14 protein-coding genes are annotated in these 18,100 nt (G+C 68.5%); 8 read left to right on the plus strand and 6 right to left on the minus strand.

Going from position 1 to position 18,100, the window contains the following annotated elements; all coding sequences use genetic code 11:
- Positions 1 to 4 precede the first annotated feature (4 nt).
- On the minus strand, positions 5 to 976 hold the full coding sequence (locus tag J7E22_RS08755; RefSeq protein WP_214980993.1) for a hypothetical protein: 972 nt from the start codon (positions 974 to 976) through the stop codon (positions 5 to 7).
- Between the two features lie 66 nt (positions 977 to 1,042).
- Entirely contained in the window at positions 1,043 to 1,474 is a 432-nt protein-coding gene (locus tag J7E22_RS08760; protein ID WP_214980995.1) for a DUF3060 domain-containing protein, read from the minus strand.
- 89 nt (positions 1,475 to 1,563) lie between these two features.
- On the opposite strand from J7E22_RS08760, the gene J7E22_RS08765 reads away from it, so the two are divergent.
- The 4 genes from J7E22_RS08765 to J7E22_RS08780 are packed head-to-tail and all read left to right on the plus strand — an operon-like array spanning position 1,564 to position 6,425.
- Positions 1,564 to 2,829: a nucleotide sugar dehydrogenase gene (locus J7E22_RS08765; protein WP_214981002.1), complete on the plus strand. Its 1,266-nt coding sequence runs from the start codon at positions 1,564 to 1,566 to the stop codon at positions 2,827 to 2,829.
- Complete coding sequence (locus tag J7E22_RS08770; RefSeq protein ID WP_214981005.1) at positions 2,813 to 3,895, plus strand: glycosyltransferase; 1,083 nt, start codon at positions 2,813 to 2,815, stop codon at positions 3,893 to 3,895. Before J7E22_RS08765 ends, J7E22_RS08770 begins: the two co-directional genes overlap by 17 nt.
- Positions 3,892 to 5,124 carry a hypothetical protein gene (locus J7E22_RS08775; protein ID WP_214981007.1) on the plus strand — a complete coding sequence of 411 codons (1,233 nt, stop codon included), beginning with the start codon at positions 3,892 to 3,894 and terminating at the stop codon, positions 5,122 to 5,124. Before J7E22_RS08770 ends, J7E22_RS08775 begins: the two co-directional genes overlap by 4 nt.
- Positions 5,118 to 6,425, plus strand: a complete 1,308-nt coding sequence (locus J7E22_RS08780; protein WP_214981010.1) for a hypothetical protein — start codon at positions 5,118 to 5,120, stop codon at positions 6,423 to 6,425. The genes J7E22_RS08775 and J7E22_RS08780 overlap by 7 nt, the downstream gene beginning before the upstream one ends.
- A gap of 610 nt (positions 6,426 to 7,035) precedes the next feature.
- On the opposite strand, the gene J7E22_RS08785 is transcribed toward J7E22_RS08780, so the two are convergent.
- The 4 genes from J7E22_RS08785 to J7E22_RS08800 form a co-directional block, all read right to left on the minus strand.
- The gene (locus tag J7E22_RS08785; protein WP_214981022.1) at positions 7,036 to 8,463 is read right to left on the minus strand and encodes a polysaccharide biosynthesis tyrosine autokinase; all 1,428 of its coding nucleotides are present in this window, start codon (positions 8,461 to 8,463) and stop codon (positions 7,036 to 7,038) included.
- Positions 8,450 to 9,541, minus strand: coding sequence for a glycosyltransferase (locus J7E22_RS08790; protein ID WP_214981024.1), 1,092 nt, complete (start codon positions 9,539 to 9,541; stop codon positions 8,450 to 8,452). Before J7E22_RS08790 ends, J7E22_RS08785 begins: the two co-directional genes overlap by 14 nt.
- Positions 9,538 to 10,614 carry a glycosyltransferase gene (locus J7E22_RS08795; protein WP_214981027.1) on the minus strand — a complete coding sequence of 359 codons (1,077 nt, stop codon included), beginning with the start codon at positions 10,612 to 10,614 and terminating at the stop codon, positions 9,538 to 9,540. The genes J7E22_RS08790 and J7E22_RS08795 overlap by 4 nt, the downstream gene beginning before the upstream one ends.
- 173 nt (positions 10,615 to 10,787) lie before the next feature.
- The gene (locus J7E22_RS08800; RefSeq protein WP_214981029.1) at positions 10,788 to 13,484 is read right to left on the minus strand and encodes a hypothetical protein; all 2,697 of its coding nucleotides are present in this window, start codon (positions 13,482 to 13,484) and stop codon (positions 10,788 to 10,790) included.
- A gap of 499 nt (positions 13,485 to 13,983) precedes the next feature.
- Here J7E22_RS08800 and dnaK point away from each other — a divergent pair, with 499 nt between their 5' ends.
- The 4 genes from dnaK (at position 13,984) to J7E22_RS08820 (ending at position 18,095) form a co-directional block, all read left to right on the plus strand.
- Positions 13,984 to 15,849, plus strand: coding sequence for a molecular chaperone DnaK (dnaK, locus tag J7E22_RS08805; RefSeq protein ID WP_214981032.1), 1,866 nt, complete (start codon positions 13,984 to 13,986; stop codon positions 15,847 to 15,849).
- Positions 15,850 to 15,851: 2 nt separating this feature from the next.
- On the plus strand, positions 15,852 to 16,511 hold the full coding sequence (locus J7E22_RS08810; protein WP_214981034.1) for a nucleotide exchange factor GrpE: 660 nt from the start codon (positions 15,852 to 15,854) through the stop codon (positions 16,509 to 16,511).
- A gap of 43 nt (positions 16,512 to 16,554) precedes the next feature.
- A complete protein-coding gene (locus tag J7E22_RS08815) occupies positions 16,555 to 17,559 on the plus strand; it encodes a DnaJ C-terminal domain-containing protein (protein WP_214981045.1) in 1,005 nt (334 codons plus the stop codon).
- 125 nt (positions 17,560 to 17,684) lie between these two features.
- Positions 17,685 to 18,095: a heat shock protein transcriptional repressor HspR gene (locus tag J7E22_RS08820; RefSeq protein WP_214981557.1), complete on the plus strand. Its 411-nt coding sequence runs from the start codon at positions 17,685 to 17,687 to the stop codon at positions 18,093 to 18,095.
- Positions 18,096 to 18,100: the final 5 nt, after the last annotated feature.

An 18,100-nucleotide genomic window follows, 5' to 3' on the forward strand; every position in this document is an offset into this window, starting at 1 on the left:
CCGCTCACGGTTCCGCGTGGTCGCCCTGCAGGGCCCGGCCGGCGTCCCGCTCGACGTCCCGGCTGAGCAGGTGGTCGTCCGGCGCTCCGCCGGCGTGCTGTGTCGTGTCGCCGTCGTACCGGGCGAGCAGGAGTTCCTCGGCCCGACGTGATCCACGTTCACGGGCGAGGTCGAGCGCCGTCCGCCCCTCGGCGTCGACGGTGCCGAGTGCCGCACCGCGTTCCAGGAGCGCCTCGGTCGTCCCGACCCGGTCGAACCAGGCCGCGGCGTGCAACGGCGCGAAGCCCCAGCGGGGGTCGACGTCGTCGATGCCCTCGGGTTCGACCCCGACGCCGTCGAGCACCATCGACAGGCCGCCGACGTCGCCGTGTGCCGCTGCCCGTACCGCGGGCGTGGCCCACTCGACCCAGCCGTCCGGGATCGGGCCGTGCCAGCCGTGGGCGGGACGCGCCTCCAGGCTGGTCCACTCGTCCTCGTCGACCGTCCGGACCTGTACCGAGACGTCGCGGAAGTGGATCGCGAACTCGCCGGTGGGCGACAGCAGCAGCCGGAGTTCCCAGACGTCGGCGTCGACGTGGGCGAGCTCGCCGCGCGCCACCGAGACGTCCCCGGCGAGCATGTCGAGGGGTGTCGTGTCCGTGGGGTCGAGGACCGCGCGGTCGAACCGCACCGTGACCCGCGCGTGGTTCCACCGGCGCCAGAGGCCGTCCGGGGTGTCCAGGACCTCGTCGTTCCGCACGATGAACGCGGCGTGCACGGTGGAGGTCGGCGTCTCGTCGATGCCGGCCGTGCCGTGCCGGCCGGAGGCCTCGACGCGCCACTCGGCCACGCGGGCCTCGCGCCAGGCGATCGACGCGAGGGCGGCCACGGTCGGCGGGGCGTCCGTGAGCAGGCGTGTGAGGTGCTCGGCGTAGCCGTCGAAGTCCTCGAAGGAGACGTACCCGACCCCGGGCCAGCCCACTCGACTCCATCGCACCCGACGACCCTACCGACACCGGTGGGACGCACCGAGCCGGTGGCGGCGCCGTCGAGAGGCCCGACGTCACTTCTTCGTGATGGTGTTCTCCTTGCCTTCGTCCTGCACCTCTGCCTCGCCGCCGTACGTCACGGCGTTCTTCTGCCCGGCGACGACGATCTTCTTCGCGCTGCCGACGGTCGTCGCGACGGAGTCTCCCTCGATGACGAGCGTGTCGACCGCGCCGAGCTCGATCGTCGCCCCGTTGACTCCTGCTCCCACGATGGACACGTTCGCGCAGTCCCCGAGCGTGAGCTTCTTGCCCTTCTCCACGTGTGAGGCGAGGACCGTGGCCTGCCCGCCCTCGCACTTGTCGTACACGGTCTCGACGGGAGCGCTCGTGGCCTTCGCCGAAGGCTTCACCGAGCGCGAGGGGTCAGGGCCGTCGGCGTTCGTGCTGCACCCGGCCAGCGCGACCGTGGCCAGGGCGAGCATCGCGATGAGGTGCTTCTTCTGCAAGGTGACTCCTGATGTGGAAGGGCTGACAGTTGCGATTGCAACATTATGACTATAACATATCAAACCTCAGTGATACAGACAGGGGTCTCATGAACAGCTCGGAAACGTCGGTCGTCGTGATCGGTCAGGGATACGTCGGGCTGCCGCTCGCCATGCACGCGGTCCGCGCGGGCCACACCGTCACCGGCATCGACCTCGACCGTCGGCGCGCAGACGCACTGGCCGTCGGCCGATCCCACGTCGAGGACGTGTCCTCCGATCAGGTGCGCGCTGCGCTCGACAGCGGGCGCTACCAGGTGCTAGGTGGATACGACGGCGTCGGGGCCTGGGACGTCGCCGTGATCACGGTGCCGACGCCACTCCACGAGGGCCGCCCGGACCTCGCCTTCGTCGAGCAGGCCGCTGCCTCGATCGCGTCCTCGCTCCGAGCGGGTGCGATGGTCGTGCTGGAGTCGACCACGTACCCGGGGACCACCGAGCGCGTCCTCGTCCCGATCCTCGAACGCGGATCGGGGTTGGTCGCCGGGCGCGACTTCTCGGTCGGCTACAGCCCCGAGCGCATCGACCCCGGCAATGGACGGTGGTCGTTCGCGAACACTCCGAAGCTCGTGTCCGGCATCGACGGCACCTCACTCCGCCGAACCCAGTCGTTCTACGACGACCTTGTGCAGGAGACGATCCCGGTGAGCGGAACGCGGGAAGCCGAGTTGGCGAAGCTCCTCGAGAACACGTTCCGTCATGTGAACATCGCCCTGGTCAACGAGTTGGCCGCTCACGCGGACGAACTAGGGATCGACGTCTGGGAGGCCATCGACGCAGCGGCGACCAAGCCGTTCGGTTTCATGAAGTTCACTCCTGGACCTGGCGTCGGTGGGCACTGCCTGCCGATCGACCCGAGCTACTTGTCCTGGGAGGTGAAGCGGGCTTCGGGCCGGACCTTCCGGTTCGTCGAACTCGCGAACGACGTCAACGAGCACATGCCCGACCACGTCGTCGCGCGCGCGACGGCGATGCTCAACGCCCGGAGCAAGTCGGTGCGGGGCTCGCGGATAGCGCTCATCGGGTTGTCGTACAAGAAGAACTCTGGTGACATCCGAGAGGCACCCTCAGCGCGGGTCATCGCGTTGCTGCGGGCTCTCGGTGCCGACCTCGTCGGGGTCGACCCGCACGTGGAAGCGCACCGCTGGCCCGTCGGGGTCGAACGTCGAGAGCCGACGAGCGAATCGCTGCGCGACGTCGACCTCGCGGTCCTGCTCACGGACCACGATGACACTGACCTCGAGATCCTCGACGGGGTTCCGACGTTCGACAGTCGGAACGTGATGGAGCGATCGGCCGATGTCGTCGTCCTCTGATCGGCGCCCCCTCCGTGTCGTGCAGTACGGCGTCCACGACGCCGCCTACCCGCGGAACGCGCGACTGCGGAACTTCCTGCGCGGTCGACTCGGTGCGTCCGTGCACGTCGTCCCCCGTTCCCGTGCCGTCCGTCGCGGCCGCCGGTTCGGAGAGGACGTCCGCGGACTCTTCCGGGCATCGGCTGGGGCCGACGTCATCGTGCTCTCCGAGTTCCGCCTGACGCATGCGCCCCTTGCTTGGCTCGTCGCACGTCTGCGCGGTGCCCGCCTCGTAGTCGACCACTTCGTCGGCTTGCACGAGACCGTGGTGGAGGACCACGGAACGGTGCGGGCGACGAGTCCGCGGGCTCGTCTCCTCGCGCTCCAGGACCGTCTCGCTGCCCGGCTCGCAGATGTCTGCATCACGGACACCGAGCCCCGCGCTGGACGCCTGTCTCGAGTTCGGAAGCGCCCCGTGATCGCGCTCCCTGTCGGTGCCCCGGTCTGGGCCCGCCCCGCTCTGGAGCCCAACCGAGCAGCCACCGACGAACTCCGACTGCTGTTCTTCGGCAACTACCTCCCGCTCCACGGCGTCGACTTCATCGTCCGGACGCTCGCCGAACTCGCTGCGCTCCGAGCGTTCACGGTGTCGTTCATAGGGAACGGGCCGACCCGACCGGACATCGAGCGGATGGCCCGGATGCTCGGCATCGGCGGACGATGCACGTTCACCGATCCCGTGCCCGAGGATGCACTCATCGACCACATCCACGGTGCGGACATCGTGCTCGGAGTGTTCGGTCCGTCGCGGAAAGCACGAGAGGTCGTGCCGAACAAGGTTTGGCAAGCGCTCGCCGCGGGCAAGCGGTGCGTCAGCGGGGACGGGCCGGCGGTGCGCGCGCTCGTCGAGGTCGTCGGCGACCAGCTCGTGCTGGTCGACCGCGGCGACCCGCTCGCCGCAGCACGGCGCATCGACGCGATCGCCGACGACCGGGTGTCCGGCGGAGACACGCACGAACGGCTCGAGTCGTACACCGCCGACGGGTACGAGCGCCTCTCCGCGGCCCTCCGGGAACTCGCACCGTGATCCGCCGTGGACTCCGCCTCGGGCGGTCGGTCGCGCTCTACGCCATCACACCGGCGTTGTCCGCGGCTGCTCCCCTGATGGTGATCCCCGCCGTGACGTCCCGATTCGGGGCAGACGGGTGGGCGAGCGTCGCCACGGGATTGTCCCTCGGGCTGGTGGCCGCTGTGGTGGGCGAACTCGGCTGGGCCATCGTGGGTCCACAGGCAGTTGCGCACGACGTCGACGGCGCGGCGCGGCTGTACGACCAGGCGCTCGCTGCGAGGACGTGCGTCGTCCTCCCCCTCGCTGTCGTCGTTGCCGCGTTGTCCGCCTGCGTGGTCCCCGTACACGCGGACGCGGCTGCTTGGGTCGCCGCTGGTGTCGCGCTGGGTGCAGTCAGTCCGTCGTGGTACTTCGTCGGCCTCGCACGACCGGTCCTGATCCTGCTCACGGAGACGCTCCCTCGGATCGTCCTGCTCGCCGCCGCCGCCGCTGGGATCGCTCGTGGAGGACCGCTGGCCCTCTACGGAGCGGCGCTGACGGTCGCGGCGGTGGCCGCCGTGGCCCTGGGCGGTCGCGCCGGCGGGGTCAGGGTGTTCCCGACCCGGTCGGCCTTCCGCCGCGTGCCCCGCACGCTCCGCGAACAATGGGTCATCACCACCGGCCGGGCAATCTCTTCGCTGTACAAGGCCGTCCCCACCACGGTGGTCGCGCTCGTCACGCCAGACCTCATCGCCATCTGGGCGGCTCTCGATCGTCCGCTCCGGATGGGCCTCCAGGTCCTGGCCGCGCTCCCGCAGCGCTTGCAGACCTGGATCGCGCGGGGAGAGCGCTCCGACATGCGACGTCGAGTTGCGCTCACGATCGCCCTGAACAGCGGGCTGGGGATGGTCGCCGGCTGCGCGTTCGCGGTCGTGATGCCGATGGTCGCCCCGTTCCTCTTCAGTGGATCGATCCACCTGCCACCCCGACTCTGCTGGTTGGCGGCCCTGTTGATCTTCGTGATCTGCACCGGCCGAGGATTCGGTCTGGTCATGGTGGCGCGACGACGAGCCGGCGCCACGAGCGCCGCGGCGCTCGTGTCCGCCGGTGTCGGTCTGCCGGGAGTCGCCCTCGCCGTCGGGCCCGTCGGGGTTGACGGAGCGCTCATCGCCCTCGTCCTCGCTGAGGTCGCCGGGATCGCGCTGCAGTGGATCGTTCTCCGACGTGAGTCCGCAACGAGCCTCCGGAAGGGGCGACTGTCATGGTGACCTGGAGCGTCATCGGCTTGGTGGTCGTGTCGACGGTGCTGGTCGCGCTGCTCGTCACCCCTCCCGAGCGCCGACGGGGGCTCTGTGCCGCACTCGCCACCGTTGCGCTCGTCTTCGGCGTCTCGCCAACCGCACCAGACGCGGTGCAGCTGACCACCCAGTTCGGGGCGATCGGTCTGTTCGGCCTCGGCGCGGTGCTCCCGGGCGGACAGCGAGCAGGGCGCCCGGACATGGTGCTCGTCTTCTTGGTCGCCTTCGGTGTCGTTGGTGTCGCCGTCGGTCAGGTCGCCTACCCGGCGGGCACGACGCTGTTGCTCAGACTCATCGCCACGGCAGTCGCCGGGTACGTCTGCTGCCGGCGTCTGGGGCCCGACGACCGAGACGTCTTCCTCACCGGACTCGTGGTGGTCGCCCTCGCCGAGTGCGCGATCGGCGTCATCGAGTTCTTCGTCACGACGGAGCCGGTGCCGTGGGGTGCGAAGCGTCGCGACGACGGCTCGGCGCGAACGCTGGTGAACCCGCTCCTCGGTGGCGGTGCCATCCGGGTGTCGGGGACCGTCGGGCATCCCATCCCGTACGCGGCCGTCCTCGCGGTGGCGCTCATCTCGATCGTCTCCAGGAAACGCCGGCTGCGGCCGTGGGTGCTCTGGGTCTGCGTGCCGGCGCTGGCGCTCGGGCTGCTGCTGAGCGGGAGTCGGAGCGTGTTCCTCGGAGTCGCCGCAGGTCTGCTCCTCCTCCTGTGGAACGCGCAGAGCGGTGTCGTCGTGCGGGTGGCAGCTGTGGGTGTCGCGACGACGATCGCGGTCGTCGTCTTCTCGGATCAGATCCTCACGGCATTCGCGTACTTCTTCGAATCCGGCTCGTACCTCAACCGCGCGGGTTCGATCAGTGCGGTGCCGCTCCTTCTCGAGCGCGTCCCGCTCGAGGTTCTGTTCGGTTCCGGCTTCGGGTCCGACGCGGAGTTGTACCGACGGGGTTTCTTCCCCCAGGCCGACTTCCGGGTCATCGACAACCAGCTCGTCACCACCCTGGGAACGACTGGGGTGACAGGACTCGCGTTGGTCCTTGGAATGCTCATCGTCGCACTGCGCCGAGGAGACGTCCACCGACGCTCGATGCTGGTGCTGTGGTGCGCGATGTCGTTCTCGTTCGACTACCTGAGTTGGTTTGCGATGCTGGCGCTGTTCGCCATGGCTCTCGCCTGGCCGGCCGAGACGACCGGTAACACCGGCCGCCCCTCCCGAACGAGTGTCCTCTCGGCAGCCGGATCACGTCGTCGACAACAGCTCCGAGCTCGCTGACCGGAGGCAGGAGGCGGCTCACGGGCGGTCGCCTGTTCCCGACGGCACTGCTGCGCGGGCAGCCATGGTGTCGGATGCTGTCGCCGGGTGTGCGAACAAGTGCTGGCTGTGGTTCGCCGCCAGCGCGCACGCGGTAGCACTGTCGGCTCGGGTTGGACGCCGTCGGAGCACGCGATGTCGAAGTCGCGTCTCCCCTTGGTCCGCCTCTGCCTTCCGGATCCGGCCGATCACGGACCCGGACAGCGACGCTTCGCCGGCAACCGTGTCCTGTCCACGGAGCGGTGAACCGTTCTCGCTGAGAGCCATGACCCCTCGAGGGCTCCGTGGCCCGGACGATGATGACCCGGGGCGCATGCTTCGGCGCGGCGAGTCCGCGGTCGTCGCCTTCCTTGCGGTCCGCTGCTCGCCGCACACCCGGCAGGCGGAGCGTGCCCCTGCCCGCGTGCCGTGCCGTGACCCTCAGGCAGGAGATCAGGCGCCTTGTCCTCGTGGCGGCGGTCCGGGACTCGGACGCGACCGGTCGGCGCACAACGACAGAGGCCGTGCCGAGCTCAGACTCGACACAGCCCCTGACTGTTGCGTGTTGATGGGGTCGTTCGGTTGCGTCTCGTCAGCTCGATGCCGCCCGACGTCCTCCGGATGTCGGCACCGCAGTATTGTCCACCGCCGACCGGTCGCCGCCGTAGTACGCGTAGTAGGCGCCGTACCCGTACGCTCCCGCGGCATGTCGCGGGATCATCGTCAGGACGATTCCAAGCGTTCGACTCCCGACGCTCGCGAGGGCGTCCAGCGCGACCCGGAACTGGTTGCGCGATGCATGACCGGAGGCGGCGACGACGAGCGCACCGTCCGTGATCCGAGCAAGCAGGGCCGCGTCGGTGACGGGCAGGAGCGGCGGAGTGTCGATGAGGACGTAGTCGAACTCACGGGACAGGTGCTCCACCAGCGCGCGCATCCGAGGGCCGCCGAGGAGCTCCGACGGGTTCGGAGGGATCCGACCGGCCGGCAGGACGTGCAGACCGCGCTTGCCCCACGGGTGTATGACGTCCTCGACTTCGGCTCGTCCGATCAGGACGTCTGTCAGGCCCGCAGCTCCGTCGATGCCGAGGATGTCGCCGAGGCGCGGCCGGCGGAGGTCGGCATCGATGATGACCACCCGGACATCGCTCTCCGCCATGGCGATGGCGAGGTTCGCGGCCGTGGTGGACTTGCCTTCCGAGGGCAGTGCCGACGTGATCGTGAACGTCCTGACCGTGTCGTCCAGGTCGACGAACTGGACGTTGGTCCGGAGCGTCCGGAACGACTCAGCACGCGGATGTCGCGGGTCGTCGTGCACCACGAGGGGCTGCCGAGCAGCAGAAGGGTCGAAGGCGACGCCGCCGAGCACCGGCAGCTCGGTGAGGTCGCTGATGTCCTCCTGTGTCCGGATGCGGTTGTCGAGCGCGTTCCGGAGCAGGACCGCGGCGACCCCGAGACTGATCCCGACCATCACACCCAGCACGACGTTCAGCGTGAGGTTCGGTGAACTGGGGCTCGTCGGGACCCGCGGGGGCTCGACCGTTCCGATCCGGACGAGGGACGGCCCGCCGGAGGTGGGCGTCTCGAGATCCTCTGTGACGACCTTGGCGAAGCTCTTCCCGATCGCCTGCGCGATGCGAGCACTCTGGCTCGGGTTCGGGTCCTCCGCGGTGATCGAGATCACAACGGTGTTGAGCTTCGCTGCGGCCCGCACGCGCGTCGCGAGGCGGGCAGGATCTGTCGGAAGCCCGAGTTCGTCGATCACCGGCTGCAGGACGCTGGCGGTCGTCACGACGTCGAGGTACGACGACACCTTCTGCTGGGCAGCGCTGTTGCCCTGCACGAGTTCGCTCGTCGTGTCACCGGGCGACTGCACTGAGACGAACACTTTCGTGGTGGACGCGTACTCAGGTGTTGCTTGCAACGTGAGGACGGCTGCCGCGGCCGTGCCGAGCAGTGTGCAGGTGACGAGGAGCATCCAGCTCCGTCGCATCAGTCGGAGGAAGTCAGAGATCTGCATGGGTCCTCGGGTTGTTCGGGAGCGGATCGGGGAGCGCCTGGTCCGACGTGAACGTGCGGAGTCGAGCGCGAGCTGCGTCGAATGAGGCTTTGATGGAGAGGTGCTGGGCGTTCGCATGGACGTGGTCTGACACGGCTCGGCGGAGGTCGACATCCGAGACGAGCGACCGGATCGCCCGCTCCCACGCGTCGAGGTCGTGCAGGGGGAGGACGAAGGACGCCGCCAGGTCCGGGTCGGTGAACAGCATCGGCGCGACGCCGGTCTGCTCGCTCACCACGATCGGCATCCCTGCGCTTGCAGCTTCGACAGGGCTTCGGCCGAAGGCGTCGCGATGTGACGTCGTCAGCGCGATCCCCGGTCGGCGCCACACGTCGGCGGGCGAAGCCCACGGCTCGATCGACACAGCGTCGGGTGCTTCCGCCGCGATGCGTTCCGCGAGTGGCCCCGCTCCGAACACGACGGTCGGATGAGCCGTCCGCCGCGCGATCTCCACCAGGACATCAGGCCCCTTCTCGACCGACAGCCGTCCGGCCCAGACGAGGGGTCCTGCCGTCGCTCCATCCTGGGAACGCTCGAGGAGTGGGACGCCGGCCTGGACCACGTGCGCGGCACGTGCTCGTGCCACCTGGTGCGCGAGCAGTGGGGAGGTCGCCCACACGTCGTCCGCGCGACGCAGCGCCCGCGTCTCGAGCAGCAACTGGAGGGCAGTCTTGGTGCGCCCCTGCTCGCTGCGACCGGGCCAGGGCAGTCCACGCACCCAGGCAACGTGAGCGACCGGCAGCGACATCGACGACGCAGCGATGTCGCTCTGGGGGATGAGTGTGATGACCACATCGACCCCGTCGAGATGGCGCCCGATGAGGTCCCGAGTCCGCGTGAGGATGCGTCCGCCGTGTTCGCGGACGACGTACTCGGTCACATCGGGATCCTCGACCGGTACGCCGCTCGCGGTGGGACGCAGCCCGAGGACGCAGCGCCAGCTGTCGCCGGCACGCCGTGCGGCACGCACCAGGTCGATCGCGGAGTGGTACACGCCGCTACGCGCCGTGAGCGGCACGGCGACGAGCAGGACCCTCATGCGCTGAGGAGGTCGAGCATGGTCTGCGCCTTGTGTTCCCAGGTCGATTCGGCCGGGATGACTCCCGGGCGCCGCGCGATCCTGCGATCCGGCTGGATCCAGCTCCGCAAGACAGCGGCGTGGTCGTTCATGTCGGCGACGGTGACTCCGTCCAGTCCACGCGCGCCCGCACCGGCGATCGGGGTCGTGAGCGTCACGAGCCCGGCGGCTCGGTACTCGTAGGTCTTGATGACGTCACCACCGACCTCTCCCACTCCGACGTGGTGCGGGACCCATCCGGCGTCGAAGGAGCGGAGCAACTCGGGGACGTCCCGGTAGTGCACGTCGCCGACCAGCGTGATGTTCGGTGTCGCGGCGAGCGGTGCTCGGTACGCGGAGTCCAAGATCGGTCCGGCGAAGACGAACTCGACACTCGGGAGCGCACGTGCTGTGGCCACGATGCCTTCGAGGTCCAAGCGACGCCCGATCTTCCCCACGTAGCCGACCGTCGTGGCGCCCGAGGCGACCGAGTCGGTCGAGAACCGGAGTGGGTCGCAGCCGTTCGGGAGGAACACGACGTCGTCGCGACCGAAGCGCGAAGCCAGTTCCATCGTGCCCTCGCCGTTGGCCGTGACGTGCGTCGCCGCCCGGAATGCCTGGGCGTACGCGTCCTCGACCTGCGCGCGGATGGGTGCGAATGCGAAGTGGGTCGACCAGTCGTCGAGGAGGTCCAGGACGACCCTCCGCCCGTCGAAGGGGCTTCGTCCGGCGGGCGCCGTCGCGACGAACGGATTCCACACGACGGCGGGCACCCGGTCGGCGGCGGGAGGGATCGGTGGGTACGCACGCGCAGAGGTGTGCCACCACGCCTGACGTGATCGGAGGTCCGGGAGCCGGAACGAGACCGATGACACCGGGTACGTTCCCGGCGCGGCGAGCAACGCGGCGCCGGAGCGCCCTCGGTCGAACCATGGATCGGGGCGGCTCACGACCGCGACGACGCCTTCGGTGGTCAGCGTTCGTCCGAACCACTCGATGAGGTGTCCGTCACGAGTGCGGTACCCCTCGGCCGTCAGCTTCCGCTGGCCATGCATGGGATACGCCAGGAGCCCTGGCACGTAGTGCTGGTCAGAAACAAACATAACAAATAACAGTATATTGGTTTTCGCTGAGTCGTCAAGATCGGGTAGGACGGGAGCGGTGTGTTGTGGGAACAGGCGAGCGGCTCCGCCCGTGTGGGTGGAGCCGCTCGTTGTTGGCAGTGGTGTTAGTTGGAGGGGTTTGGGCTCCAGGTGAGGTTGAGGGAGTCTTCCTTGCCTTGGAGGTTCTTCTGGGTGAGCTGGAGCTGGTAGGTGTTGGTCGGGCCCCATGCTCGGGTGGAGGACCAGTTGCCGTTGCCGTCGGCGGTCGTGGTGAAGAACACGGTGTTGCTCGAGCGGGACTTCACGGTGATCGTTGCGAACGAGCTGGCGGTGCCGCGGAAGGTGTAGGGCGTGCCGGGGGTGTAATGCTCATCCGCGGTCGGTGCGGTCAGGACCAGTGGTGCTGTGGTCGGGCCGTTGAGGTGGATGTCGAAGGTGTTGCTGTCGGTGCCCTTGGTTGCGGTGAAGGTGATGACGTAGTTCGCCGAAGGTCCGAGGTACCGGACGAAGGCCCATTCGCCGTTGTCCTGCACGGTGGCCGTGCCGATGATGCCGCCCCACTGGGTCTTCGCGGTGATCTCGGCGCCCGCGGTGCCGGTACCCCGGAAGGTGTTCTCGCCGGCGCGGTACACGGTGTTGTCGGCGTGGCTCGTGAGGGTCGCGTCGGCCCAGGCGGACTTCGGGTCGAGGTGGAAGTCCTCGATGCGGTCAGACTGGCCATTCGTGGCGGTCTGGGTGATGGTGAAGATGTACTTCGCGCTCGGACCGTACTGGCGTGAGGCGCTCCAGGCGCCCGTGGTGGGGTCAGCACGGGTCTCGAAGACGAGCGAGCCCCACTGGTTCTTCGCCGTGATCGTCGCTCCCGGGGTCGCTGTCCCGGTGAAGGCGTACGACTGCCCCGGGGTGTACTGCGCGGGGTTGGCGTTGTCGATGGTGAGGGGCGTGAGTGCCATCTGTGGGCGCAGGCTGAACGCGGAACCGGTCTGCGTGCGGCCGTCGGCCAGCGTCTGGGTCGGGGTCAGCTCGTAGGCTGCGTTCGGGCCCCACGCTCGGGTGAACGACCAGGCGCCGTCCTTGTTCGCGGTCACGGTGCCGACGGTGACGTTCCACTGGTTCTTCACGACGACGGTGCTGTACGGGGTCGCGATGCCGCTGATGGTGGTCGGCTGCATCGGCGTGTACTGGTGGCTCGACGGCTCCGTGATCGCGGCGTTCACGAGCTGCTGCGCGGCGGATGCCGTGACCTGCTTCTCGGCTGTGGTGGTGAGCGCGCCCTTCGACTGCTGGGTCGCAGTGATCGTGGTCGGCGTGGTTGACGGAGCGATCTCGACGTCGGCTGTCCAAGTGGTGCCACTCACCGTCGCGTTCACGGATCGGCCGCCAACAGTCACCGTCACATTCGCGCCGGGCTGGGAGGTACCGGCGACCGTCGTCACACCCGGCACGATCTGCGATGCGGTCGGGGTGGTGATGGCGACGCCAATGCCGTAGTCGATCTCCGTGGTGGCGGTCTGGGTGCCGTCGATGCCGGTCTGCTCGATGGTCAGGGTGTGCTTGCCCGCACCGATCGGGTCGATCGTGGTCGACCACGTGCCGTTCGTGACCGTTGCCGTGCCGAGGACCTTCGTGCCCTCCTTGACGGTGATCGTCGCGCCGTCCACGCCGGTGCCGGCGACGGTGGCCTTCTTCGCGACGTCAGCGTGGAACGTCGCGGCCGCCGTCGGGTCCGCCACGGTCGACTTGCCCGGGTTGATCGTCATCTCCGCGCGGGTCCGGTTGTATCCCTTGCTGATCGACTCGGCGATCAGGACGTACTCGCGGTCATCGAGCTCGAGGTTCGCAAGGCGCCAAGTGCCGTCGGTAGCGCTCGCAGTCGCCGTTCCGAGGACGGTGCCGGGCTTGCCCTTCTCGTACACCCGGATCGCTGCCGCGTTCTGCGCTTGACCGCGGAGAGTGAGCTTCTCTCCCGGCTGGAGTACGAAACCGTTTCCGGGCGACGTGATGGTGGTGCCGGTGCCGTAGTCGATCGCGAGTGCAGTCGTCCCGTGGTCTGCGCCTCGGATCACCTGGACGGCGTCGAGGTCGTACACGCCGGGCATGTTCGGGGCGTTGACCGTGGTGGCCCAGGTGCCCGATGCATCCACCCGGGCCGTGGTGAGGACCTTCTCGCCGTGTCGGATGTCGACGCGCGAGAGCGGTGTCGCCCGGCCCGAGAGCTGCACGGTTTCCATCACGTCTTCTGCGAAGCCGGCGTTTGCAGTGAGCGCGTCAACGACGAGCTCGGCGTCGAACTTGTACCTGCCGAGACTCGTGCCGCCATTGAATGCTTCGAGCTCGACCGGGTTCGACCCCAACGCAAGGCGGTCGATGCTCGTCGAGAACTCGCCGTTGCGCACGGGGACCGTCCGCGTACGGCCACCCCAGACGACGTCGACTTCGGTCACGGTTGGAATCGCCTGACCAACGACCGTCGCCGTGCCGTTCTCGATGTCGAGGTCAGCGGCCCTGGCGCTGACACGATCCACGGCGATCGACCCGGTTTCATCGTAGTTCACGGCGAAGTTGCCCTGGAATTCTCGCCGCACCTTCAAGTTGATGCCGGCGGAGTTGCCGGTGTAGGAGGTGTCGGTTCGTACTTTGACCGCCGCGCTGAGCGACGTCCAGTGCAGGTCATCGCCATTGTCAGTGTTACTGGTCTCCGAGAAGAAACGTACTGTTCTGCCCCCGTTCTGCACCTCGTACTTGGGGGCGGTGGTTGCCGGGAGGTCGACCACGTCTCCATTTGATTTCTTGCTGCGCAACTGCTGTTCCACGATGCTCATGCCATTGGGCACGGTCACGAAGCCGTTCCCCTGCGCGTCTTCTCCCAGCGGGATGGACAAGTAAATCCAGTCGGAGACATGCCCTGGAACCAGGTTCGCCTGCCCCCCGAACACGACAGGGCCGGTCACCGCACTCGTCGCGCTGTCGCTTTGACTCGAGGGCAGATGGGAGCTCCGGGCGTCGGCAACGGCGGCGGGGCCGAAGCTCAGGCCCGCGGCAAGGGTGGCTGCGGCAACGCCGGTGGCGGCCGTAGCTCGAAGGAATGACTTCATGTGGTGAGGGTCTTTCGCGATCGGGCCGCGTCCGGAGCGCGGCTGTGAACTTGTGTTTCAAATATCACATGCTGATCCTTAAGGGATGCTGGGTGCGAGGAATACCTAAAGTTGCGCCGCGGGGACGCAAGATTTCGGATCTCGCTTGACGTGCCTCCAGTCCTGAGTAGAGTTGAGTCCATCGGACGCAAGTCCAGCAGCTTCGATCTACCAGAGGAGTCATCACATGGGACGTGCAGTAGGCATCGACCTCGGAACCACCAACTCGGTCGTCAGCGTGCTCGAGGGCGGCGAGCCCACCGTCATCGCGAACGCCGAGGGCATGCGCACGACGCCCTCGATCGTCGCCTTCACGAAGGACGGCGAGGTCCTCGTCGGCGAGACCGCGAAGCGTCAGGCGGTCACGAACGTCGACCGCACGATCGCCTCCGTCAAGCGCCACATCGGCACGGACTGGACGACCGACGTCGACGGCAAGAAGTACACGCCGCAGGAGATCTCGGCCCGTATCCTCGGCAAGCTCAAGCGCGACGCCGAGCAGTACCTCGGCGAGGACGTCACCGACGCGGTCATCACCGTGCCGGCGTACTTCAACGACGCCGAGCGCCAGGCCACGAAGGACGCCGGTGAGATCGCCGGCCTCAACGTCCTCCGCATCATCAACGAGCCGACCGCGGCTGCGCTGGCGTACGGCCTCGACAAGGGCAAGGAAGACGAGCTCATCCTGGTCTTCGACCTCGGTGGCGGCACGTTCGACGTCTCGCTGCTCGAGGTGGGCAAGGACGACGACTTCTCCACGATCCAGGTCCGCTCGACCTCGGGCGACAACCGCCTCGGCGGCGACGACTGGGACCAGCGGATCGTCGACCACCTCATCAAGAAGTTCAAGAGCGAGCACGGCGTCGACCTGTCCACGGACAAGATCGCCAAGCAGCGCCTCAAGGAAGCCGCCGAGCAGGCGAAGAAGGAGCTCAGCTCCCAGATGTCGGCGAGCATCCAGCTCCCGTACCTGACGCTGACCGCCGACGGGCCGCTGAACCTCGACGAGACCATCTCGCGCGCCCAGTTCGAGCAGATGACCTCCGACCTGCTCGACCGCACGAAGAAGCCCTTCAACGACGTCATCAAGGAGGCGGGTGTCAGCGTCAACGACATCGCGCACGTGGTGCTCGTCGGTGGTTCGACCCGCATGCCCGCCGTGGCCGAGGTCGTCAAGTCGCTCACGGGCGGCAAGGAGCCGAACAAGGGCGTCAACCCGGACGAGGTCGTCGCCGTCGGCGCTGCACTGCAGGCCGGTGTCCTGAAGGGCGAGCGCAAGGACGTCCTGCTCATCGACGTCACGCCGCTGTCGCTCGGCATCGAGACCAAGGGCGGCCTGATGACGAAGCTCATCGACCGCAACACCGCGATCCCGACCAAGCGGAGCGAGACCTTCACGACCGCTGACGACAACCAGCCGTCCGTCGCGATCCAGGTCTTCCAGGGCGAGCGCGAGTTCACCCGTGACAACAAGGCGCTCGGCACCTTCGAGCTGACCGGCATCGCCCCGGCACCCCGCGGCGTGCCCCAGGTCGAGGTCACGTTCGACATCGACGCCAACGGCATCGTGCACGTGTCCGCGAAGGACAAGGGCACCGGCAAGGAGCAGTCGATGGTCATCTCCGGCGGCTCCTCGCTGCCGAAGGAGGACATCGAGCGCATGGTCCGCGAGGCCGAGGAGCACGCCGCCGAGGACAAGGCCCGCCGCGAGGCCAACGAGCGTCGCAACCAGGCCGAGCAGCTCGTCTACTCGATCGAGAAGCTCATCAAGGAGAACGACGACAAGCTCCCCGCGGACGTCAAGTCCGAGGTGCAGGGTGACGTCGACGGCCTCAAGTCGGCCCTCGCGGGTGAGGATGAGGACGCCGTGAAGGCCGCCTTCGACAAGCTCAACGAGTCGCAGGGCAAGCTCGGTCAGGCGATCTACTCGCAGCAGGACGCCGGTGCGGCCGCTGGTGAGCAGCCCGCGGGTGCCCAGGGCCAGCAGGCGGACGACGAGGACATCGTCGACGCCGAGGTCGTGGACGACGAGGACGACAAGGACAAGAAGTAACGATGACGGATCCCAAGGACAACGTGCCGAACGAGGACGACCCCCAGGTCGAGGGCGACGCCACGAACGCGCAGGAGCCCGAGGACCTCATCGAGGCCGAGGGGCCCGACGTCGAGGTCCCGGCCGACGGCGCCGAGCCGCCGGCCGGGGCGGCGGACGCAGCGAACGACCTCTCCCCGGAGGACGAAGCGCTCCTGGCCGACGCCGCGCGCGGCATCCAGGAGGACAAGCTGTCGACGGATGACCGCGACCTGCTCGCCGAGATGCGTGCGGACATGCTCCGGGCGCAGGCCGAACTGGTGAACTTCCGGAAGCGCGTCGAGCGCGATCGGGAGGCCAACCGCGAGGTCGCCATCGCCGAGGTCGTCCGGGCACTCCTGCCGGCGCTCGACGACCTGACCCGAGCAGAGGCACACGGGGACCTGACCGAGGGCCCCATGCAGGTCATCGGCCAGAAGATCCGCGGCGGCTTCGAGAAGTTCAAGCTCGTGCAGATCGGTGCGAAGGGCGAGACCTTCGACCCCAACATCCACGAGGCCATCGTCCAGCTGCCGACGCCGGGTGCCACCGGCCAGACCGTGGCGGACGTCGTCGAGCCGGGCTACAAGCTCGGTGAGCGCGTCCTCCGTGCGGCCAAGGTCGCGGTGGCGGTCCCGGCCTGAGCCGGGCCCGACCGTGACGACGACAGAAGAAGGTAGGTGAGCTGTGGCGAGTCAGGACTGGTTCGACAAGGACTTCTACAAGACGCTCGGGGTGTCGAAGGACGTCACCGACGCTGAGCTCAAGAAGACCTACCGGAAGCTCGCGCGGCAGTTCCACCCGGACTCCAACCCGGGGGATGCTGCTGCCGAGGCCCGTTTCAAGGAGATCAGCGAGGCGTACTCGGTGCTCTCCGACAAGGAACAGCGCAAGGAGTACGACCAGGTCCGTGCCATGGGATCGGGTGCTCGCTTTACCGCGGGTGGCCCGGGCCAGGGCGGCGGGTTCGAGGACGTCTTCGGCGGCATGTTCGGCCAGCAGGGCGGCGGACAGCGTGTCCGCTTCGGCCAGGGCGGTGCCGGCGGTGCCGGTGGCTTCGAGGACATCCTCGGCGGCATGTTCGGCGGCGGTGGTGGCTTCGGTCAGACCTCCGGCGGCTACCGCGGGTTCGGTGGTCCGACGAAGGGCCGTGACGTCTCGGCGTCGACGACCCTCGACTTCGCGACCGCGATCGCCGGTGACACCGTCAAGCTCTCGCAGGGCAACGGCAGGCCGGTGAACGTCCGCATCCCAGCGGGCGTCGCCGACGGTCAGAAGATCCGGCTCCGCGGTCGTGGCGAACCCTCGCCCGACGGGGGCGAGCCCGGCGACCTGGTCGTCCAGGTGGCGGTCCGAAAGCACCCGGTGTTCGAGCGCGACGGGCTCAACCTCCGCGTGGACGTCCCCGTGACGTTCGCCGAGGCGGCACTCGGCGCGACGATCGAGGTCCCGACGCTGGGCGGTCCCACCGTCAAGCTGCGGGTCGCTCCCGGCACGCCGTCGGGCCGCATCCTGCGCGTCAAGGGGCGCGGTGTCACGACCAAGAACGGGACGGGCGACCTGCTCGCCTCGGTCATGGTCGCGGTGCCGTCGCACCTGAACGACAAGCAGCGCGAGGCCGTCCAGGCGCTCGCGGATGCACTCCCCGACGAGGACCCGCGTGCGGACCTCATCGCCAAGGCGCGTGACTAGCGTCACGCGGCGAACGCTTTGAACCCAGCCTGGAGGAACGGCGCGGCGCCCTGACGGACGCTCACCGGCCCTCCAGGCTGGGTTTCGCACCCCGCGACCAACGGAAGGCACGCGACATGGATGACATGGACGAGAACTCGCCCGTCTTCGCGATCGCGATGGCCGCCGAGCTCGCTGAGATGCACCCGCAGACGCTGCGGCAGTACGACCGGCTGGGCCTCGTCGTGCCGGGGCGCACCCGAGGAGGGTCGCGTCGCTACTCGATGCGGGACATCGCGCAGCTGCGGGAGATCGCTCGGCTCGGATCCGAGGGGGTGTCCCTCGAGGGCATCCGCCGGGTGCTGGACCTCGAGAACGAGAACGCCGCGCTCCGGAAGCGCGTGTCCGAGCTGGAGACGGCCCTCGCCGACCAGCTCATCAACCGCCCGGGGGCTCGCGTCTTCGCCGCGACGACGACCGGCGGCGTCGTGCCGCTGCGTGCCGGGATGCGGCCGCAGCGGAACACGCAGATCGTGCTCTGGCGCCCGCCGCGCTGACTGGT

Source organism: Curtobacterium sp. ISL-83 (assembly GCF_018613895.1).
In the GTDB taxonomy this organism is placed as follows: domain Bacteria; phylum Actinomycetota; class Actinomycetes; order Actinomycetales; family Microbacteriaceae; genus Curtobacterium.